Genomic DNA, 17,947 nt, shown 5'->3' with positions numbered 1-17,947 from the left:
ATGATAAGAGCCGAGAAGCTTGTTAGTGGCCGAGGTTTCATGGTGCGTTCCTCCGTCATTCTCAAATCGAGCACTCGCCCGACCCTTATCGAGGCAAGCTCACGACCATCTTATCAATGCGGCCCTCTTTCACATGAAATTTCACTTCCGCATTCGTCACCACGCTGCCGATTTCGATCGGCTGCCCCTGGTCATCCACAATCACCACCTCGGGTTTCAGGCCGTATGTCTTATTGTCAATTTCTATAGTGGTCTGATGAATCTCTGTAACCATTCCCCGCTCGAATCCACCGGTAGAAAACGGCAACTGGCTTTGAGGCCACCCAAATGAAGGAAGGCTCACTGCCGTCATGAACAGAGCCATCGTCCACAGCCATCCGACGAGCGAATGCTTTCGAAGCATCATCGTTTCGCTCCTATAACTTCTTGTAACAGCCGGTTGAATAGAGCGTGCACCCATAGACCGAAGTCACCGTACTGTTGGCGCCGGTCGCGGCATTGGTCGCCACGCACGTGATTCGATATAGGATCTCCTGGCCTCCCTCTTTGGTCGGATCCATGCCGGGCTTGTTATGAATGTACATACGATCGATATCGCCATAGACGGTAAATCCGTTGATATTGTTGAGAATAAGATTGGCTCCCGCAGGCGACGCTGTGTCTGGACTATTCTCGGATGGTAATCCGGCACTTGCTGCCGGAGGAGATGGAAGCGTCGCTCCGGTGATCTCGCTCTGCAAGGTAGGGCCATTACCCGCTGGTACCGGACCGGGAGGAACGGAAGAATTCAGAAAGCTGGCCGGCAGCTGCCCCGGCGGAACAATTGTCTGCTGAATAATGTTCGCGGCGGTTCCTTCGCATGATTGAGCGGCAGCGGCGGCGGCTTCAGTCGTCCTGAAGAATCCGGCCATGCGGTTTTCCAACCCTGTCACGGTAATTGCTGCAACCCCAAGGACCGTCAGTAGAAGAATCATGAGCAAGACAGTGAGGAGCGCGATGCCGTGCTGGTTTGACGACCGATGATCAATTCCAAAGAGGCTCATCATCACTTCTCTTCCATTGCTCGCTACAGATTTCGTGGCTGGACCGACCGCGTGAGGACGCGGCGTCGCTGCTGCTGATAGCTGGCAAAGTTGTAGCCGGGATCACCGGGATTTGAAGGATCATGGTCGCCGACCACGATGGGGCCTGATGAATTCTGCCCGCGCATGCCTCTCTCCGAAGTTCCTTCATCATTTCGAGTCTGTCTCGCCACAATGCTGATTTGAGCCAATTTGATCGTATTCGGAGTCATATTGATAAGCGGAGCAGTTCCGGACCACGTGCTGTTGGAGACAAAATCTCCGCTGGTAAACCCGTTTGCAGGCGAGTCCCATTCATCGATCACACCATCGGGCCCTGCTGGATTCGGCGGAGCGGTATTGCAACCATCGCAGGAATAGGCCAGTTGAAGGTCTTCAACTCCATCAACGATCGATATTCCATTGCGAACCAAGCATGGTGCGCTGTCTGCTCCGCATGTCGCTGTGCTGGCGACAATCTGATACTGAATACATTGCAGGAGATACACAGGAGTGCCGATCGGAAATTGCCCGTCCACCGCCATATCCAGGGTAATTGTCCCGGCGGTCGTAGAGGAAACCCGTCGGGACACGGCTCCACCGATCGATACAACTGTTCCGACTCCCAGGCCGTGCGCCGCCATGTCGGTGATCGCCGCGTCGGCCAGGGTGATGACCGTAAAAGGAGCGACGGGATTGGGCGGTACAGATCCTGCCGCTGCGGAGAGGCCCCATGGGGCTGCTGTATCCGTCAGAAGAGGCACGACGAGAGACACCCGATCCGGACCGGTGTCGGCGCCCGCCGGATTTTGATCCTGAGGGAGAAGTCCAACCGGGCGCCCCCCGGAACTGCATCCCCCTATGATCGGCGTCGTTGGATCGGTCGCGTTGTAGTTAAAACCGGCCATACGAATGTCTTTGGAAATGATGTCCATAGCGACCCGAACATTTTGCTGCGTATCGGCGACCTGACTATTGACTTGATTCGCGCGGTTGCTCGATACCACGGTGGTGAGAGCCGCCGCCACGACAACTGCTGTGATGACTACCGCGGCCAACAGCTCAACAAGGGAGAATCCCCGGTCGTTTCCGATCACTCTCCCATGATATGGATGTCCGTTCGTCACTGTGACCGTTCTTCCGTCATTCGGGCGCAATGATACTGACGAATGTGGCGGATCTCGACCGTTGCGTGCTGAGGTCGCTTCGCGTTCCTGTCCAGTTGATGTTGACCGTGACCGAGACGCGCTGCATCGTCTGAGCGTTCATCGTGACGCTCGGATCGAGACGTGCCACCTGTATGGCTCCACGTACATTGTTCAAACCGGAGGCAGCGACGACCGCCCGCCATTGATTACAATCTCCCTGAGCGCCCGCCGCGACGGGCATCGTCGTACCGAGCCCGAGCGGGGCAGGATCCGAATAGGTGACGGGACAGGCGGCTGCCGTATCAATTCCGGAATACTCGATGACCCGCTGACGATTGTTCTGGATCCGTTCCATAATATCGGTGGCTAGGTTCGTTACCCGTGTTATTTCATTGGCATCGACATTTTTCCCCAGCGATAATCCTTGCATACCCGCCAATCCTAAGAGCCCGACCGACAACACTCCTGCCGCGACCATGGCTTCCAACAACGAGAATCCGTTGTTGATCTCGTGCGTAATGCTTCTTCGTACCCCGATCATTTCCAGTACCCGGCGATGACACTGCTCATGCACAGGTCGCATTCCTGCACCAATTGATCTTTCCGCTCGGAGTCACGACTACGGAATAGACCGTCCCCCTGTTCGAAGTAAGCTGGATTACTTGATTGCCTACTCCGCCTCCGGTTCGGAGGCCCAACTGGCTGAAACCCACGGTGGTCGATGTAAGACCGACGACGCCTTCAGAGAGTGTAATTGGCGGAAATACTCCGCCCGTTGATAGATTCCCCTTTCCCCCCACTACTGCTAACGTCACAACGACGCTGGTCCCTCGACTCATGGCTGCCATTCTCGCCAACTTGAGGTTGCCTGCTACTTCCTCAGTCGCTTGCCGCAGTTGATAGCGCGCGTTCCACTGTTGATACGCCGGCATGGCGATCATCGTCAGAATGCTGATCACTGCGCTGACGGTCATGACTTCCACGAGCGTAAAGCCGTTGGATCCGTGACGGGGTGTGGATCGATTGTGTTTAGGATGCACACACATGGCGACGCCGGATGGAGCAAGGGCCATGCCGAGTCGCCATTCACGCCAGCCGTCCGAAATACATTGAAATTACGATCTCTAACCGATCAAGACCGGTACAGAATCAAGTCGCTTTCGCGGACGCCTGCGACAAATTTCGTCACCGGCCACGCATCTTTCTGTACATAGCATGGCGAGGATACGAACCGGATCATGGGATTTGAGGTAGGGCAACCGGAAGGGCGACGGCTTCAACGGCGTCCATAGTTACGCCGCCGAGCCCGCCGCTATTTGACTACTACGGCTCTCACTTGTTTGTAGGTGGTCAAGCCTTGCACAACCTTGCGGATTCCATCTTGAATCAATGTGGTCATTCCTTCACGTCGCGCCGCCTGAAGCAGCTCCGCTGTGCGAGCACGGCCTTGGATGAGCCCTTGAATCGCTTCAGACCCCACCATCAACTCGTGGAGCGCGACCCTCCCTTTGAAGCCCGTGTCAGCACAGGAGGCGCAACCACGCCCGCGATAGAGTTGGAAAGGAATATTGTACTCCTCAATCAATTTCGGCCAGTCACCGGCCCCATACCCCGTCCTCAATTCCTTATACTCCTCATCGGTCGGCTCATACGCCTCTCTGCAATCTTGACAAATTCTCTTACACAAGCGCATAGCCAGCACACCGAGCATGGCGTCCGAAAAATTGAACGGGTCACATCCCAGATCGAGCAATCGCGTCACGGTTTCAACGGCGCTATTCGTGTGTATCGTACTGAACACGAGGTGGCCGGTAAGCGATGCCTCGATGGCGATATCGGCGGTTTCCTTGTCCCGCATTTCCCCGATCATGATGACATCGGGATCGGCTCTGAGAAAGGCCCGCATGGCCGCCGCAAAGGTGAGTCCGATTTTGGGATGCACTTGGACCTGCCGTAATCCTTCTTGCGTGATTTCTATCGGATCCTCCGCAGTCCAGATTTTCCGCTCGTCCGTGTTGATGGAGGCCAATATTGCGTGCAGTGTGGTGGTCTTTCCCGATCCGGTCGGTCCGGCACACAAAAAGATCCCGTGAGGGCGCTGAGCCAATGTATCAATAAGGGTTCTCGTAGGGGGATGAAATTCCATTCCGTGAAGCGATCGGGGCCCGTTCGTACTTAGCAGCCGAATCACAACGTCTTCATTCAAGCCGGCCGTCGGCAGTGTCGCAACCCGCAGTTCAATCTCCTTTCCGATCGCCAGCTTGAATCGTATTTTTCCGTCCTGCGGTTTGCGCCGTTCGGCAATATCCAAATTGGCCATAATTTTGACTCTCGACACTACCGCCCGCCGGTAGGCCGCGGGGATCTTCATATAAGTGAAGCAACTTCCATCGACACGGAAGCGGACCATCGTTTCTTTGCGATCGGCGTACGGTTCTATGTGGATGTCCGAAGCACCCAGCCGGTATGCCTCCGCAATCACTTGGTTGGCCAATCGGACTATCGCGGAATCGTTTTCGTTGATTGAAGCCACGTTCGCATTTTGCTGTTCCTCCCATTCGGACTCGCTGACCAGCTCTCCCAGGATGTCCGTCATGACGTCTCCCGAGTGATCTCCGCTCACGACAGACAGAAACTGATCGATGTCCCGTCGCAAGCCGACCATATAGCGCACGGTCATACCGGGAAATGCGCGGCGCACATCAAGTCGTTTTTCCACATTGTGCGGATCATCCGTCAACACCTCGACAATGTTCTCTCGCCGTTGCATCGGAATCCAGCGATTCTTTTTGAGATAGTCCAGACTCAGATTCTTCAGCAGATCCGCGTCAATGGGTGTACGGCTGTCGTATCCTTGATAGGGGCAATCAAAATATTCGCTCAGCAGTCGCCCCAACATTTCCTTGGGAATACGGAATTTATCGATCAACAGAGTCTCCAGCTCCACCCCATTTCGAAGCGAGTCGGCAATGGCGAGCTTCAATTCCTCGATCCGGAGAAAGCCATGGCTGACCAACGGGGCAAACGCCTCTGCAAACAAAGTTCTAATCTCCCCGCGCCGCTCCGGCACCCGCCTCTTCTTCATGTCAACAGTCACACCCGGCATGGGCATCATCATTCGCCTCCTGGGAAATTGTCGTCCGGCTTCAATGAGCGGCCCTCTGTTCAATGTCGCTGTGAGCGAACGCTGCTTAAGACTTATTCTGCCATGTGCCCGGGGCGATGTAGACAATCGGAACGCCGCGATGCAAGCCATCCTTGAGATCGAAGTCGTACCACACCTCCATCACGGCCGCCTGATTCGGACAGATCATAATGAGACCGTCCACCAGCAATCCGCCATAGATTCTTGGCCTTCCGCAGTAGGTCAAGTTCCCAGCCGAATACATCACACCCCGCAAATTGATTCCGGCGAGCTGAACGGGGACCCGAAGTCCCAACACATTCTTGTTGTCCGGCGGCGGACTCAGTGCAGGCAGCGCCTTGACGGACTCTTTGGGGTGCCACAAGACATGGGCATTCATCACGAACAGTCCCTCTAGGTACTCGCTCGTCAACGTCAGTGTTCCCATATTGTCAAGGCGGGGCGGCTGCTGATCCAGCGTATCAATGAAAACGAGACCGCGATGTTCCCCTACTGCAAGCGAGGCCAATACGTCGTCCGGCAATAACCCTCGTCCCGGCTGCACGGTTCCGCCCGGATGCAAACGCCCCTCATCGTCGATTCCATAATACGTCCCAAACGACATAGCCAGGCGCTTCAACGTCTCATACTGCCAGCGATCCATTTTCAGCCCAGGTATCGGCTCCTGCCCCTGGTAAACGTTCTGCAGCGGAGTGTCATTTCCACCCGGCACCGGTCGGGTGAATACAACTTTTCCGCCAGCCATGAGGTCGAACCATCGGTCCTGTCGATGATCCATCTCCTGGTAGGACTGACCGGTTACGGAGGCGAGGTAGGTTTTCTCCGGCACGTCATGCTCACTAAGCAATACGACATCGCCGTTGGCCTTCAAGGCTCCCCAATGCACCAACATTGGGACTACGCCCTCGGGCTGGAGGGTGGATCGGATTCCCGCCGTCTGCACCGGCGCCGTCAACGGCGGGATTGAATACGTTCCCAGTTCAATTGAGACTGTGTTTCTTGCCGTGCCGCCTTGGCCGGAGGCCACCACCACTTCGACGGTACACAAGAGTCCCGGATGAACGGGACCATAGACTTTGAGTTTGAGGATGCGTGCCAATCCCCGCAATGAACGAAACCATCCTGTTTGGGGATCGTTCATCAACTGATCGTGCCGAGGATTGCCGGCATCGAACAGGATGTCCGGAGCCGCGGCTGTGCCTTTGAACTGCGAAAGCCCTTGCGCATCAAAGAACGCCGCTTGCCCATGAGCATCGATGCCTCGTTTCGAGAACAATTGCGCTTCCGGCATGTGAGAAAGAGAAGCCGGCTGATGAAACCAGTTCATGACCAATTGAATGGCGGCCTCAGCGGCATGACGTCCCGTATGATCATCTTGCATCGCCTTAGCTCCGACTGTTTCTTGATTGGCAAATTGCAGCGATGCCATTGCCAATAGCGAAAATATGAACACCATCATCAGCGCGGCGAGTAAGGCCATGCCTCGTTCGCTTTGTCGTTGTTCGGATTTCATTGAATTGCTCCCTCCGTTGCTGGAATGGCTATGCATGGTCACAGACGTATGCCAGTTTCTTGAACGACGGCCCCGCCGCCCCCTTGTAACCGCGCTGAAACGCGCACCCGGGCGACCAGCGCAGGGTCGGTTGTCGGCAAACCGCTCTTAGTGAAGTAGTCCAATCGGAAGTCGCTGATCCCGCTGGTCAACGTGCTGGCGCCGCCATCAACGTCCCGCATCACACGGGGCAGGCCATTACTGTCGCGGCCGACATAGTAGCGAACCCGGTTTGAGACGAATATGGCGCTACCGGCGGGAAGCAGCACCGCTAAAGGCGTGACTAAAGTCAAGGAGCCCGACCGCCCATTTCGCGCCAACTTATTGAAGATGCAGCGCTCTATAGAGCAGAGAAGTACCTGCTTCCCTTCGGGCCAACCTGTCCCGTCTTCGACGGCCACGTCTTGCTGGCCCGGCTGCGCCGACTCCTTGACGACGGTCTGAAAACTTGAAAGATTCGCGTAAAACACTATTTCAGTCGGATCGATTTTCAAGAAGGCAGGCTGGCCCGGGACACCACCGGTTCCGGCCAGCCTCAGTTCGCTGCTGAGGACATCAACACCGATACGTAATTCTTGCCGGAGCCCCGTCACGTTATGCTGGACTCGAAACCGTTCACCGAACCGAGCCAAAGTTTCACAGGCCGCGGAAAAGACCACCCCGCTGATCGTGACGGCAATGAGCACTTCCAATAGGCTGGCACCTGCTTGCCCGCGGCATCGCCTAGGCTGCGCACCGTGCACATCGTGGAGCGCCCGCTTGCCATGTTTCATTTACAGAGCTCCGGTATAGCGCGGATTGGCGCGCATGGTACGCAGATGAACTTCTTGTAGCTGACCGGCCTGATTCTCATAACGAGCCCGCACATCTATCCACACCATTCCCGCAGACACAATCGGTCCCGTCCGATTAGGTATTTCCACAGTCCACACGACACGAATTCCACCCTCGTCAGTCCCCGCAGTAAATATCCCATCGTGCGCCATGGCATCCTCGTGAAGGCCATTGTCCTGCATCGCAATGTCCGGTGCCCCATCATGGTCCATGTCGTCGAGTAATAAATGCTCCCACAGCCCCGCCTGCTTCGCCTCGATCCGCGCCTCGGCCAATAGCAACGCACGATTGGCGCGCAGGCTCTGTTGCAGGCTGCGTTCCGTCCAATGCAGCACGCCTATGGCCCCGAGTAATCCAACGGACAACACCACCAAGGAGATCATCACTTCCACAAGAGTGAAGCCCCCGGCTGCCGGACTCCTTCCCGAGCGAGTACGGTTTTGCTCATGGCGCCGATTCATGAAACAGTCACCTTTCCAGTTATACTGACCGTAATCGTTCGCTTATTGTATTGACGGTCCCGCAACACAATCGTATTCGCGGTGGCGGAACGGCCGTTGGGATGAAAAACGATGTGCCCTCCATTGCTCAAGGATTCGACGGCGGTTCGCTTCGCCGCGAACTCATACGTGCGAAGGGGGACACCGGATCCATCGGCCGGTTCTATTCGCACCGCGCTGTGATCCGCATCGATGACGACACGGACGCGAGCATGGCGCGACATCGCCAGTTGTCTTCCCGTTCTCAATTCACCGGCGATCTGGCGCGTCACCGTCCAGGCCTCCTGTCGCGCAGCCAGCGCCAACCATGGCGGGCCACAGATTCCCGCCATGATGGTCAGGATCGCGACTACCGCAAGAAGTTCGATCAGGCTTGCTCCCTGTTGATTCATCGTTGGCCCTCCACCGTCGTGCGCGGTGTCGATTCCAAGTTCCATGCCGACATTTCTTCGCAGAGCAATCGAATGCGAATCAGCGCAGGTGCACGAGCGGCAGCCTCAAACCCTACGCCAAATCAATCAATCGAGGAGGATGTGAGTCATGAAGCAGGAAGGAAGAGGGCGGCAAAGAAGGCGGACAGTTTTGAACTGTTCCGAATCAGATACAATGACGCATCCAAACAGATACAGATCGACGCATCATGATGGAGCACAAATCGGCTTCTGGCTTTGGTTCGCGGGATTCACGGCCCAAGATCAAACCAGGACCAATACCAACTAAGTAGGGGCTCGTGAAAGAAGAGTGCAGTGATGGAGCCGATCGCCAGGAAAGGACCGAAGGGGAGATACTCGTCTCGGCGCATCATGCGGGCGGCAATGAGGCCGCCTCCGACGATTGAGCCTATAAGAGAACCGATCATAATGGCGAGCAACACCGGCTTCCAGCCCAGGACCGCACCGACCATGGCCATCATCTTAATATCGCCTCCACCCATACCCTCTTTCCCGAACAAGTAGGGACTAATCCATGCCAGGCCCCATAAAATACCGCCCCCGACCAACAACCCACCCATGGAGTCCATAATACCTAGCGGCAGCACAAGGGCGGCGCTGATGAGGCCGATCACAATACCCGGTAGCGTAATCGCGTCCGGGATGATTTGATGGGACAGGTCCGTCCCCGTCATCACGATCAGCGCAGAATACAAAGCTGCGTACACAAAGGCCTCCGGGGTTACGCCAAAATGCCAGAATATAACGGCGTATCCCACGGCATTGGCGGCTTCAACTAAAGGATAACGCAAGGAAATCGGCGCTCGGCACGCTCGACATTGGCCATGCAACCAGACATAACTGATTAACGGAACATTATCATGCCAAGAGATCACCGCCGAACATGCCGGACAATGGGATGCCGGCCACACGATCGACTCTTTTCGAGGCAACCGATGGATGCAGACGTTCAAGAAACTGCCGATCAACGCCCCGAACAAGCCGGCGATCATTGCCTCAGCGGAGAGAGTCATCGCGTGAAGTCCTTCACCCGCTTGCACACGAGATTCTGCGGCACGCAAAGCGATGCATGCCCTTCGAAAAAGAAATTGGCCTACGGATGAAACTGTCATTTACAAGTGCAGGGGCGATCACTTATAATTCACCTAGGCGAGAGTACTGTTGGTGAAACGCTTATTATACGCTTTTACTAAAATGGAATGGTGAGTAGATGGCTCTTACAACCGCGTCAAAAACTAATCGGATGAAAAAAAGTCCCGCGGAACCACCGGCTCGAAAAAAGCGGCCGGAATCGCTGACCGGACGGGAACAGGAGATTCTCGAACTGATATGGTCCGGATTCAAGAACAAAGAAATCGGCCACCGGCTTAGAATCAGCGTGAAAACGGTTGAGGCCCATCGGGCCAATATGATGAAAAAGATCCGAGTTTCAAATACGGCGCAACTGCTCAAAGCTGCAATCCAAGGCAAGATGCTGAGGCTCCGATAGTCATCGCATCATGCTCCGGCCGCGGTTCGCTGGCGCACCACCTCAAACAAGGCGATCGCGGCCGCGGCAGACACGTTGAGCGAAGCCACCTTCCCTAGCATAGGAACCCGTACCGTTTCATCACACTTTTCCAGCACGCCGGGGCGGATGCCCTTCCCCTCTCCGCCAAACACCAGGGCAATCGGCCCGCGATAATCGACGGCCGTATAGCAGGTCGACGACCCGGGGTCGAGCCCATAGACCCAGAAGCCGTTTCGCTGCAGTGACTCAATCAGGCGCGAAAGATTCGTGACGCGGCCGATCCGCATATGAGCGAGTGCGCCGGACGACGCCTTCGCCACGGCGCTCGTCAAGCCGGCTGATCGACGGTCGGGCAGGAAGATTCCGTGAACGCCCGCCGCTTCGGCGGTGCGGATCACCGCGCCGAGATTATTCGGATCCTCCACTCCGTCGAGGAGGACCACGAACGGCGGCTGGGCCTGTGAGCCGGCGAACGAAAGAATTTCATCCGATTCGGCATAATGCTTGGTAGAGACGATACCGACCACCCCTTGATGGCGGGCATGTCGGACGAGTCGATCGAGGGCAGCCTGTGGTTCCACATGTATCGGCACTTGTACGATTCGTGCAAGCGCGACCAATTCAGCAAACCGGCCGTCTGTCCGCACCACCATGAGGCGTTGGAGCGGACGCGCGCCCGATCGCAGCGCTTCACGCACGGCATGGATCCCATAGAGGACTTCATCGCTTCCATCGGCTGGTGCCATCGGGCCGGTCCTCGATCATGATCCCTTGTTGGAGCAGCAACCGGCGAATGTCGTCGGCGCGCTTGAAATCTCTTCCTTTCCTCGCTTCCCGCCGCTCGGCCAGCATATCCTCTATTTCAGCCGGTGCAAGTTCCGTCGCGATTCCCTGATTTGCCTCGACAGGAATCGCCGCGGTGGCGGAGACGTTCTTCGTGAACTGCCACTCTCTCGCCGGCACGTCGAACAAGCCAACGATACGGCCGACGATGCGATACGTATCGCGTACTTGAGCGGAAGCACGTTCGGACAAACCTATCTCGATTCCTCTATTTACATCTGACCGTAGCCTCTGGAACTCGGCCAAGGCCACGGAGGTGTTGAGATCATCATCCATCGCACGAGTGAATCCCGCATGAAATCGCTCGATCGCGCCGTCCACTGGATGATCTCCAAGGCCTTCTTTCGCCGTCTGCTCTTCAAGCCGCAAGATGAGGTCATAGACGTTATCCAGAGCCCTCTTCGCATCCAAGAGGCCCGAGTCCGAAAAATCCAGCGGGCTTTTGTAGTGCGTGGCCAATAAGAAATAGCGGAGCACCTCAGCGGTCACCGGGCTTCTCCACCCGTTGTTTTGTTCACATTTTTCGAAGATCTCTCGAATGGTAAAGAAGTTTCCCATCGATTTGGACATTTTCTCCCGATTGATCTGGACAAAGCCGTTGTGCACCCACATGTGGGCGAATTCCTGCTCAGTGGCGGCGCAAGACTGAGCCATCTCGTTTTCATGATGCGGAAAGATCAAATCCATGCCGCCCCCGTGAATATCCAAGGTGGGGCCCAGATGACGTATGGCCATTGCCGAACATTCGATATGCCATCCGGGTCTGCCTGGCCCCCAGGGACTGTCCCAGTGCGGTTCACCGGGCTTGCTACTCTTCCATAGGGCAAAATCCATGGGATGCTTTTTCCGTTCATCCACTTCCACACGCGCGCCCACCAGCAAATCGTCCAATCGTCGCTTGGAAAGTCTCCCGTACGACGGATACGCCTGTACTGAAAAATAGACGTCGCCGTTTATCCGGTAGGCCACGCCCTTCTCCATCAGTTTCGCCACCAGTCCGATGATGTCGGCCATGTGTTCGGTCGCTCTCGGCTCTTTCCATGCGGGACGGATGCCGAGGCGTGCCATGTCTTCGTAGTAAGCGTCAATGTACTTCGCCGCGACGGCTTCGCACGTCGAATCCTCTTCGCGAGCCCGCTTGATGATTTTGTCATCCACGTCGGTAAAGTTCTTCACAAACTCAACGGTCAACCCCCGATATTCGAGATAGTTCCGCAATACATCAAAGACCAGCGCGCTGCGCGCATGGCCGATATGACAATAGTCGTAGACCGTGACGCCGCAGACGTACATGCGAACTTTGCCTGCCTCAATCGGCGCCAGCAGATCTTTGCCGCCGGTCAGCGTGTTATAGAGCTTCATCAATCGCAACTATTCCATCTGAGTCTTTTCTCTCGGCCAATGCGACCAGAGAAAATATCCCAAGGCCGCGGCCAACAGGACACCGATCACGATATCGAACCCATGAAAGTAATCCCGCAATGCGTCCCATCGCTCGCCCATCTTCAATCCGATATACGCGAGCAGATAACACCATGGCAGCGCGCCGATAAACGTAAAGATCACAAATCGGGGAAAGTTCATACGCGCCACTCCCGCAGGCAACGAAATGAACGTCCTCACCACCGGCAGCATCCTGCTGACCAACACGGCCGCTTCACCGTACTTGAGGAACCACCGATCCGCGAGTTCCAGATCCCGGCGCGAAATAAGCATGTACGGGCCGTACCGTTCGGCGAACGGACGTCCGCCCCACACGCCGGCATAGTACGCCACAATCGAGCCGATCACATTGCCGACGGCACCGGCGAGCGTCACACCCAGCATGGAAAATTGGCCCGTAGAAACGAGGTAGCCGGAGAAGGGCATGATGATTTCACTGGGAAGAGGAATGCACGCGCTCTCAATTGCCATCGTGACGACGATGCCCGTGTATCCTAATCTGGAGATCACGGCAATGACGAACCGGGCGAGTTCCGCAATCAATTGTTCAATAAGTGCCGTCATTTTTTTCGAACCTCTCTGGTGCGCAGGCGCGAACGCATCCCGCGGCCTGTTCTTCCGACGCTGATCATTCCTTCCCAGGCTGAAAGTTGATCCATAACTGCGTAGTGCGTCGTATCCAGATGGATCGGGGTGATAGAGACCATGCGCCGTTCAAGCGCTTCATGGTCTGCATTTTGACGCCGGCTCCAGGACATCCTCCTGCCGGCGATCCAATAGTACTTCCTTCCTCGAGGATCAACCTTCTCGATAATCGGATTCTCGAAGCGCCGCCGGCTGAGACACGTGATTTTGACCCCTTTGATCGCAGCGAGGGGGCAGTCGGGAATATTCACATTGAGAATGGTTTCCGGCGGCAATCCCCGCGACACCACTAAGGCGGTCACGCGCTTCGCATAGCGCGCACCGGCTTCAAAATGAAAGCGCTCATCTCCTTCTTGGGAGACCGCAATAGACGGCAATCCCAAAATCGCGCCTTCCAGCGCGGCCGATACGGTCCCCGAGTACATCACATCATCTCCCAGATTGACGCCTTTGTTGATTCCGGACACGACTACGGTCGGTGTCCCGGGAAGAATCTTGGCAAGCGCAAGGTTGACGCAATCCACCGGGGTTCCATTGACTGTGTACATGCGTTTTCCCACCTCATGAATGCGAAGCGGCTTGTGCAACGTCACACCATGCGCGACCGCGGTTCGCTCGCGATCGGGAGCCACGACCCACACTTGCCCAAGATCCTCCAAACGCTTCGCCAGCGTTTGAATGCCGGCAGACATGACGCCGTCGTCATTTGTGACCAGGATACGCACTGACGCCACAGTGAAGTCCATCCTTTCGCGACGGCGTGGCAAGAGCATACCGCTCCAGCGGAACACGAACCGCACAAGAGAGCGGCTTAGAGAAGGTAGGCAACGGGGATCTTCAGGGGAGCGTATGTGAACGGAACACTCCGATTGTAATTCGAAAAATGGTCGGGGCGGCGAGATTTGAACTCACGACCACTCGCACCCCAAGCGAGTGCGCTACCAGGCTGCGCTACGCCCCGACGCCGTCGATCTTCCCTCCGGCTTCCTGGACCGGCCGGAGGCCATCCTTGTTATGCCCCTGACTATGTCGAATATGAATCTATCATACGCAAAATCGCCTGCAAATCTCCGCGCATCCGCTGGGTCAAATCCTTGCGCGTCCCGTGTTTGCTTGCTGCGCGGCCGCGACGAGCCCAATAACGCTTTACGCCGGCCAAGGTATGGCCCTCGTCATACAGCATCCGTTTGATTTCCAACACCGTTTCAATGTCCCGTTGCACATATAGCCGTTGATTCCCGCGGCTTTTTTTCGGCTTGAGAAAGCTGAATTCGGACTCCCAGAAGCGCAGCACGTACGCCGGCAGTTTGGTGAGATCACTCACTTCTCCGATCTTATAAAAAACCTTACTGCCCAGTCTGGGTTCATTCCCCATGACCGGCCCCCTCGCAACGATCGGTGTGGACAAGGAAGCGATTAGGAATTGACGTACTTCTTAAACACCTGGCTTGGTCGAAATGTAACGACTCGTCGGGGTGTAATGCCGATCTCTTCGCCAGTGCGTGGATTGCGCCCTTTTCGTGCTCCCTTGCTGCGCACGACAAAATTTCCGAAACCCGCAATTTTGACCGACTCTCCCTTTTGTAAGACCGATTTAAGAAGGTTCAGCACCAGTTCCACGATATCGGACGCTTCATTTTTCGATACACCGACCTGCTTGAAGATTTCATTCGCGATATCGGCCTTTCGCATGCTTCCCCCCCTGCCGCTACTAGAACCGTTGCTTAGGAAGTCCTTCTTGTCCTTCCATAACTACATGCACGATTTCCCTATAAGTTACGTGAGGTTATCGCCGCTGTCAAGGACTATGTGCAGAGGAGGAAGAAGCAGCCCGTTCGGACTCACTGATCTTTCAAGAGGAGTTTATATTCGATGCTGTCGGTCAATGCTTGCCAGCTGGCTTCCATAATATTCTCCGAGACCCCGACCGTGCCCCACTTATCCTTATGATCGCCCGACTCAATGAGTACACGGACTTTCGACTCAGTGCCTTGATTGGCGGCCAGAACACGCACCTTGTAGTCGAGCAATTTCACTTCGCGCAGTTGCGGATAGAATTTTTCCAGCGCTTTGCGCAAGGCATGATCCAGCGCATTGACAGGACCGGCCCCCACGGCAGCCGTATGCTCGACGGCGTCCCCGACTTTTACCATGACGGTCGCCTCGGACAGGGGGCGGCCGTCGTCCTGTTTCTTTTCTACGATCACTCGGAACCCCAGCAATTGAAACGACGGCCGATGTGTGCCCATCGCCTTTCGCATGAGGAGCTCAAATGATCCTTCCGCCCCTTCGAATTGATATCCTTGGTTTTCCCGCTCCTTCAACGTATCGACCAACTCTTGAAGCTTGGCTTGGTCCTTCGATAGCTTGATCCCGTAGGCGCCCACCTTGTCGCGCAGTCCGCTCCGTCCCGCATAATCGGATACCAACATGCGCTGTCGATTCCCCACCGCCGCCGGATCGATATGCTCATATGTCGCCGCATTCTTCAAAACGGCGTGAATATGAACGCCGCCTTTATGCGCAAACGCCGCATCCCCCACATAGGGCTGATGCTTGTTCGGCATCAGATTGGCGATTTCGGTGACGAATCCGGAAACTTCTTTCAGATGTTGCAACCGCTTACCGAGCGCAGGCCGCCCCATCTTCAGTTGGAGGTTCGGGATGATGGAGCACAAATTCGCGTTTCCACATCGCTCGCCGATTCCATTGATGGTTCCCTGGACCTGCAAAATCCCCGTCTCGATTGCGACCAGAGAATTGGCCACCGCCATCTCGCTGTCGTTGTGCGCATGAATACCGAGCGGGACGGAAAGCTCTTGCCTGACGGCGTCACAAATCCTGCGGATGTCCCACGGCATCGTCCCGCCATTGGTGTCGCAGAGGATGACCCGCTCGGCGCCGGCCTCCGCCGCTCTCCGAATGGTCTCGATGGCATACTCAGGATTAGCCTTAAAGCCGTCGAAAAAATGCTCCGCGTCGTAAAAGACCCGCCGGCCTTTGGACCGAAGATACTGAATAGAATCGCCGATCAGTTCCAAATTCTTTGCCAGCGAGATGCCCAACGCATCGGTGACTTGGAACGTCCAACTCTTTCCAAAAATCGTGATCGTCTGCGTTTCCGCGGATAACAACGCTTGCAGCGTCGCATCCTTCTGGACAGGGTTATTCGCCTTGCGTGTCGAGCCGAATGCGACGACCGTGGCATGCTGAAGGGGGATCGCCTTGATCATTCGGAAGAATTCGATATCCTTGGGATTCGCGCCCGGCCATCCCCCCTCGATGAAATGTACGCCCAACTCATCAAGCTTTTGGGCGACGCGGACTTTGTCGTCGGCCGAGAAACTGACATCCTCGGCCTGCGCCCCGTCCCGCAATGTCGTGTCGTAAATCTCCAGGTGAGATGGCATACCTTGCCCTTCCAGGCCATGGAGCGGGGCCTCGGAGGACCCGGGGCGAGTCGGAGAGACTTCGGTTTTCTTTTTCATACGTGGCATGGGTAGGAAAGGGTATCAGGATGAACCCAGGCCTGTCGAGTCCCTGGTACAGCGCATCGGAAGCCCTGGGGGACGGTTACGCTAATGGCGTGGCCGAAGTTCGATCCAAGCCGAGGGCGGAATGGAGTGCGCGCATGGCCAATTCGAGGTACTTCTCATCCACGACGCATGAAATCTTTATCTCCGATGTGCTGATCATCATGATATTCACACCTTCGCGGGAAAGCACCTCGAACATCTTGGCTGCAAGGCCGGAATGTGACCGCATCCCGACCCCGATCACCGAGACCTTGGCGATCGATTCCGTCACCGCGACGGATTTGGCGTCGATCTCCTTGGCCAGCCGTTGGACCAGATCGACCGCGTTCCGAAGATCGGCGCGCGGCACGGTGAACGAGATGTCGGTCAATGAGGCCTGACTTACGTTCTGAATGATCATATCAACGACGATATTGGCGTCCGCGACCGCTCCGAAAATCTTGGCCGCGATTCCAGGACGGTCGGGCACCCCGATGATCGTGAGTTTCGCCTGGTTTCGATCGCCCGTCACGCCGGAAACCATGACGCCTTCCATGTCCGCGTCTTCACGTGTCACGAGTGTCCCCTTTCCTTCTTTGAAGCTCGAGTTCACCTCGATCGGAACCGCGTATTTGGCCGCAAATTCCACGGACCTGCTCTGCAACACCTTGGCGCCCAAACTGGCCATTTCCAGCATTTCCTCATACGAGATCTTCTCAAGCTTGCGTGCCGAGGGAACGATGTTCGGATCGGCCGTATACACGCCGTCAACATCCGTGTAAATGACGCACCGGTCGGCCTTTAATGCCGCCGCCAGCGCCACCGCCGTCAGATCCGACCCGCCGCGTCCCAACGTGGTGACATCGGAACGCTCGTTAATCCCTTGAAACCCCGCGACGACCGGGACAATCCCGTCAGCGAGGGCTTCCTTGATTCGATCGGCAGTGACACGTGAAATCCGGGCTTTGGTGTGCGCATTATCTGTATGAATGCCGACTTGGCGGCCGGTGAATGAACGTGCCTTCACGCCGCGGCCGCGGAGCGCCATCGCAAGCAGCGCGATAGTGACCCGTTCACCCGTCGACAGCAGCATGTCTAATTCACGCTCATCCGGCGCGGGCGCCATCTCGTGCGCCAGCTTAAGCAATCGGTCCGTTTCTCCGCTCATAGCCGACAACACGACAACGACCTGATGGCCGTCCTTGCAAGCACATTCCACACGATCGGCAACCCGATGGATGCGCTCGATCGTTCCCACCGACGTCCCGCCATATTTTTGCACCATCAAGGCCATTGCCG

At 56.2% G+C, this 17,947-nt stretch carries 20 protein-coding genes and 1 tRNA gene; 1 reads left to right on the top strand and 20 read right to left on the bottom strand.

The genetic code is table 11. The annotated features are described in order from the left end of the window. Positions 1-85: 85 nt before the first annotated feature. The 11 genes from ACWGXE_RS02165 to ACWGXE_RS02115 form a co-directional block, all read right to left on the bottom strand. Positions 86-406 (bottom strand): hypothetical protein, encoded by a 321-nt coding sequence (locus ACWGXE_RS02165; RefSeq protein ID WP_447600974.1) that lies wholly within the window; start codon positions 404-406, stop codon positions 86-88. Positions 407-416: 10 nt separating this feature from the next. After that, positions 417-1,046, bottom strand: a complete 630-nt coding sequence (locus ACWGXE_RS02160) for a PilX N-terminal domain-containing pilus assembly protein (protein WP_447600972.1) — start codon at positions 1,044-1,046, stop codon at positions 417-419. A gap of 20 nt (positions 1,047-1,066) precedes the next feature. Next, positions 1,067-2,188: a prepilin-type N-terminal cleavage/methylation domain-containing protein gene (locus ACWGXE_RS02155; protein WP_447600970.1), complete on the bottom strand. Its 1,122-nt coding sequence runs from the start codon at positions 2,186-2,188 to the stop codon at positions 1,067-1,069. Between the two features lie 16 nt (positions 2,189-2,204). Continuing rightward, positions 2,205-2,792 carry a type IV pilus modification protein PilV gene (gene pilV / locus ACWGXE_RS02150; RefSeq protein ID WP_447600969.1) on the bottom strand — a complete coding sequence of 196 codons (588 nt, stop codon included), beginning with the start codon at positions 2,790-2,792 and terminating at the stop codon, positions 2,205-2,207. Beyond that, a complete protein-coding gene (locus ACWGXE_RS02145) occupies positions 2,776-3,282 on the bottom strand; it encodes a pilus assembly FimT family protein (protein ID WP_447600968.1) in 507 nt (168 codons plus the stop codon). Before ACWGXE_RS02145 ends, pilV begins: the two co-directional genes overlap by 17 nt. A gap of 239 nt (positions 3,283-3,521) precedes the next feature. Continuing rightward, on the bottom strand, positions 3,522-5,327 hold the full coding sequence (locus tag ACWGXE_RS02140; RefSeq protein WP_447600966.1) for a GspE/PulE family protein: 1,806 nt from the start codon (positions 5,325-5,327) through the stop codon (positions 3,522-3,524). A gap of 73 nt (positions 5,328-5,400) precedes the next feature. Further along, complete coding sequence (locus tag ACWGXE_RS02135) at positions 5,401-6,867, bottom strand: hypothetical protein (protein WP_447600964.1); 1,467 nt, start codon at positions 6,865-6,867, stop codon at positions 5,401-5,403. Positions 6,868-6,905: 38 nt separating this feature from the next. Then, the gene (locus ACWGXE_RS02130; RefSeq protein ID WP_447600962.1) at positions 6,906-7,679 is read right to left on the bottom strand and encodes a PilW family protein; all 774 of its coding nucleotides are present in this window, start codon (positions 7,677-7,679) and stop codon (positions 6,906-6,908) included. Then, positions 7,680-8,201 carry a type IV pilus modification PilV family protein gene (locus tag ACWGXE_RS02125; RefSeq protein WP_447600961.1) on the bottom strand — a complete coding sequence of 174 codons (522 nt, stop codon included), beginning with the start codon at positions 8,199-8,201 and terminating at the stop codon, positions 7,680-7,682. After that, on the bottom strand, positions 8,198-8,632 hold the full coding sequence (locus ACWGXE_RS02120) for a GspH/FimT family pseudopilin (RefSeq protein ID WP_447600959.1): 435 nt from the start codon (positions 8,630-8,632) through the stop codon (positions 8,198-8,200). The genes ACWGXE_RS02125 and ACWGXE_RS02120 overlap by 4 nt, the downstream gene beginning before the upstream one ends. Before the next feature lie 290 nt (positions 8,633-8,922). Then, complete coding sequence (locus ACWGXE_RS02115; protein ID WP_447600957.1) at positions 8,923-9,705, bottom strand: prepilin peptidase; 783 nt, start codon at positions 9,703-9,705, stop codon at positions 8,923-8,925. A 197-nt stretch (positions 9,706-9,902) separates the two neighbouring features. Between ACWGXE_RS02115 and ACWGXE_RS02110 the strand changes: the two genes are divergently transcribed. Further along, the gene (locus ACWGXE_RS02110) at positions 9,903-10,181 is read left to right on the top strand and encodes a LuxR C-terminal-related transcriptional regulator (RefSeq protein WP_447600955.1); all 279 of its coding nucleotides are present in this window, start codon (positions 9,903-9,905) and stop codon (positions 10,179-10,181) included. An 8-nt stretch (positions 10,182-10,189) separates the two neighbouring features. Here the strand turns inward: ACWGXE_RS02110 and rlmB are convergent, their stop codons facing one another. The 9 genes from rlmB to ACWGXE_RS02065 form a co-directional block, all read right to left on the bottom strand. Then, positions 10,190-10,948: a 23S rRNA (guanosine(2251)-2'-O)-methyltransferase RlmB gene (gene rlmB / locus ACWGXE_RS02105; RefSeq protein ID WP_447600953.1), complete on the bottom strand. Its 759-nt coding sequence runs from the start codon at positions 10,946-10,948 to the stop codon at positions 10,190-10,192. Continuing rightward, positions 10,923-12,407, bottom strand: a complete 1,485-nt coding sequence (cysS, locus tag ACWGXE_RS02100) for a cysteine--tRNA ligase (protein WP_447600951.1) — start codon at positions 12,405-12,407, stop codon at positions 10,923-10,925. Before cysS ends, rlmB begins: the two co-directional genes overlap by 26 nt. A gap of 9 nt (positions 12,408-12,416) precedes the next feature. Next, the gene (locus ACWGXE_RS02095; RefSeq protein ID WP_447600949.1) at positions 12,417-13,052 is read right to left on the bottom strand and encodes a DedA family protein; all 636 of its coding nucleotides are present in this window, start codon (positions 13,050-13,052) and stop codon (positions 12,417-12,419) included. Next, complete coding sequence (surE, locus tag ACWGXE_RS02090; protein ID WP_447600947.1) at positions 13,049-13,867, bottom strand: 5'/3'-nucleotidase SurE; 819 nt, start codon at positions 13,865-13,867, stop codon at positions 13,049-13,051. The genes ACWGXE_RS02095 and surE overlap by 4 nt, the downstream gene beginning before the upstream one ends. A 150-nt stretch (positions 13,868-14,017) precedes the next feature. Continuing rightward, positions 14,018-14,094 (bottom strand) — tRNA-Pro (locus ACWGXE_RS02085). 63 nt (positions 14,095-14,157) lie between these two features. After that, a complete protein-coding gene (locus ACWGXE_RS02080; protein WP_447600945.1) occupies positions 14,158-14,508 on the bottom strand; it encodes a MerR family transcriptional regulator in 351 nt (116 codons plus the stop codon). A 41-nt stretch (positions 14,509-14,549) separates the two neighbouring features. Then, the gene (locus ACWGXE_RS02075) at positions 14,550-14,825 is read right to left on the bottom strand and encodes an integration host factor subunit alpha (protein ID WP_447600943.1); all 276 of its coding nucleotides are present in this window, start codon (positions 14,823-14,825) and stop codon (positions 14,550-14,552) included. 149 nt (positions 14,826-14,974) lie between these two features. Next, positions 14,975-16,543 (bottom strand): citramalate synthase, encoded by a 1,569-nt coding sequence (gene cimA / locus ACWGXE_RS02070; RefSeq protein ID WP_447600941.1) that lies wholly within the window; start codon positions 16,541-16,543, stop codon positions 14,975-14,977. A 163-nt stretch (positions 16,544-16,706) separates the two neighbouring features. Beyond that, on the bottom strand, positions 16,707-17,942 hold the full coding sequence (locus ACWGXE_RS02065; RefSeq protein ID WP_447600939.1) for an aspartate kinase: 1,236 nt from the start codon (positions 17,940-17,942) through the stop codon (positions 16,707-16,709). Positions 17,943-17,947: the final 5 nt, after the last annotated feature.

This window comes from Nitrospira sp. Nam80, assembly GCF_965152575.1.
Note: the sequence above shows the minus strand (reverse complement) of the source record. Positions and strands in the feature narration are given on the sequence as shown.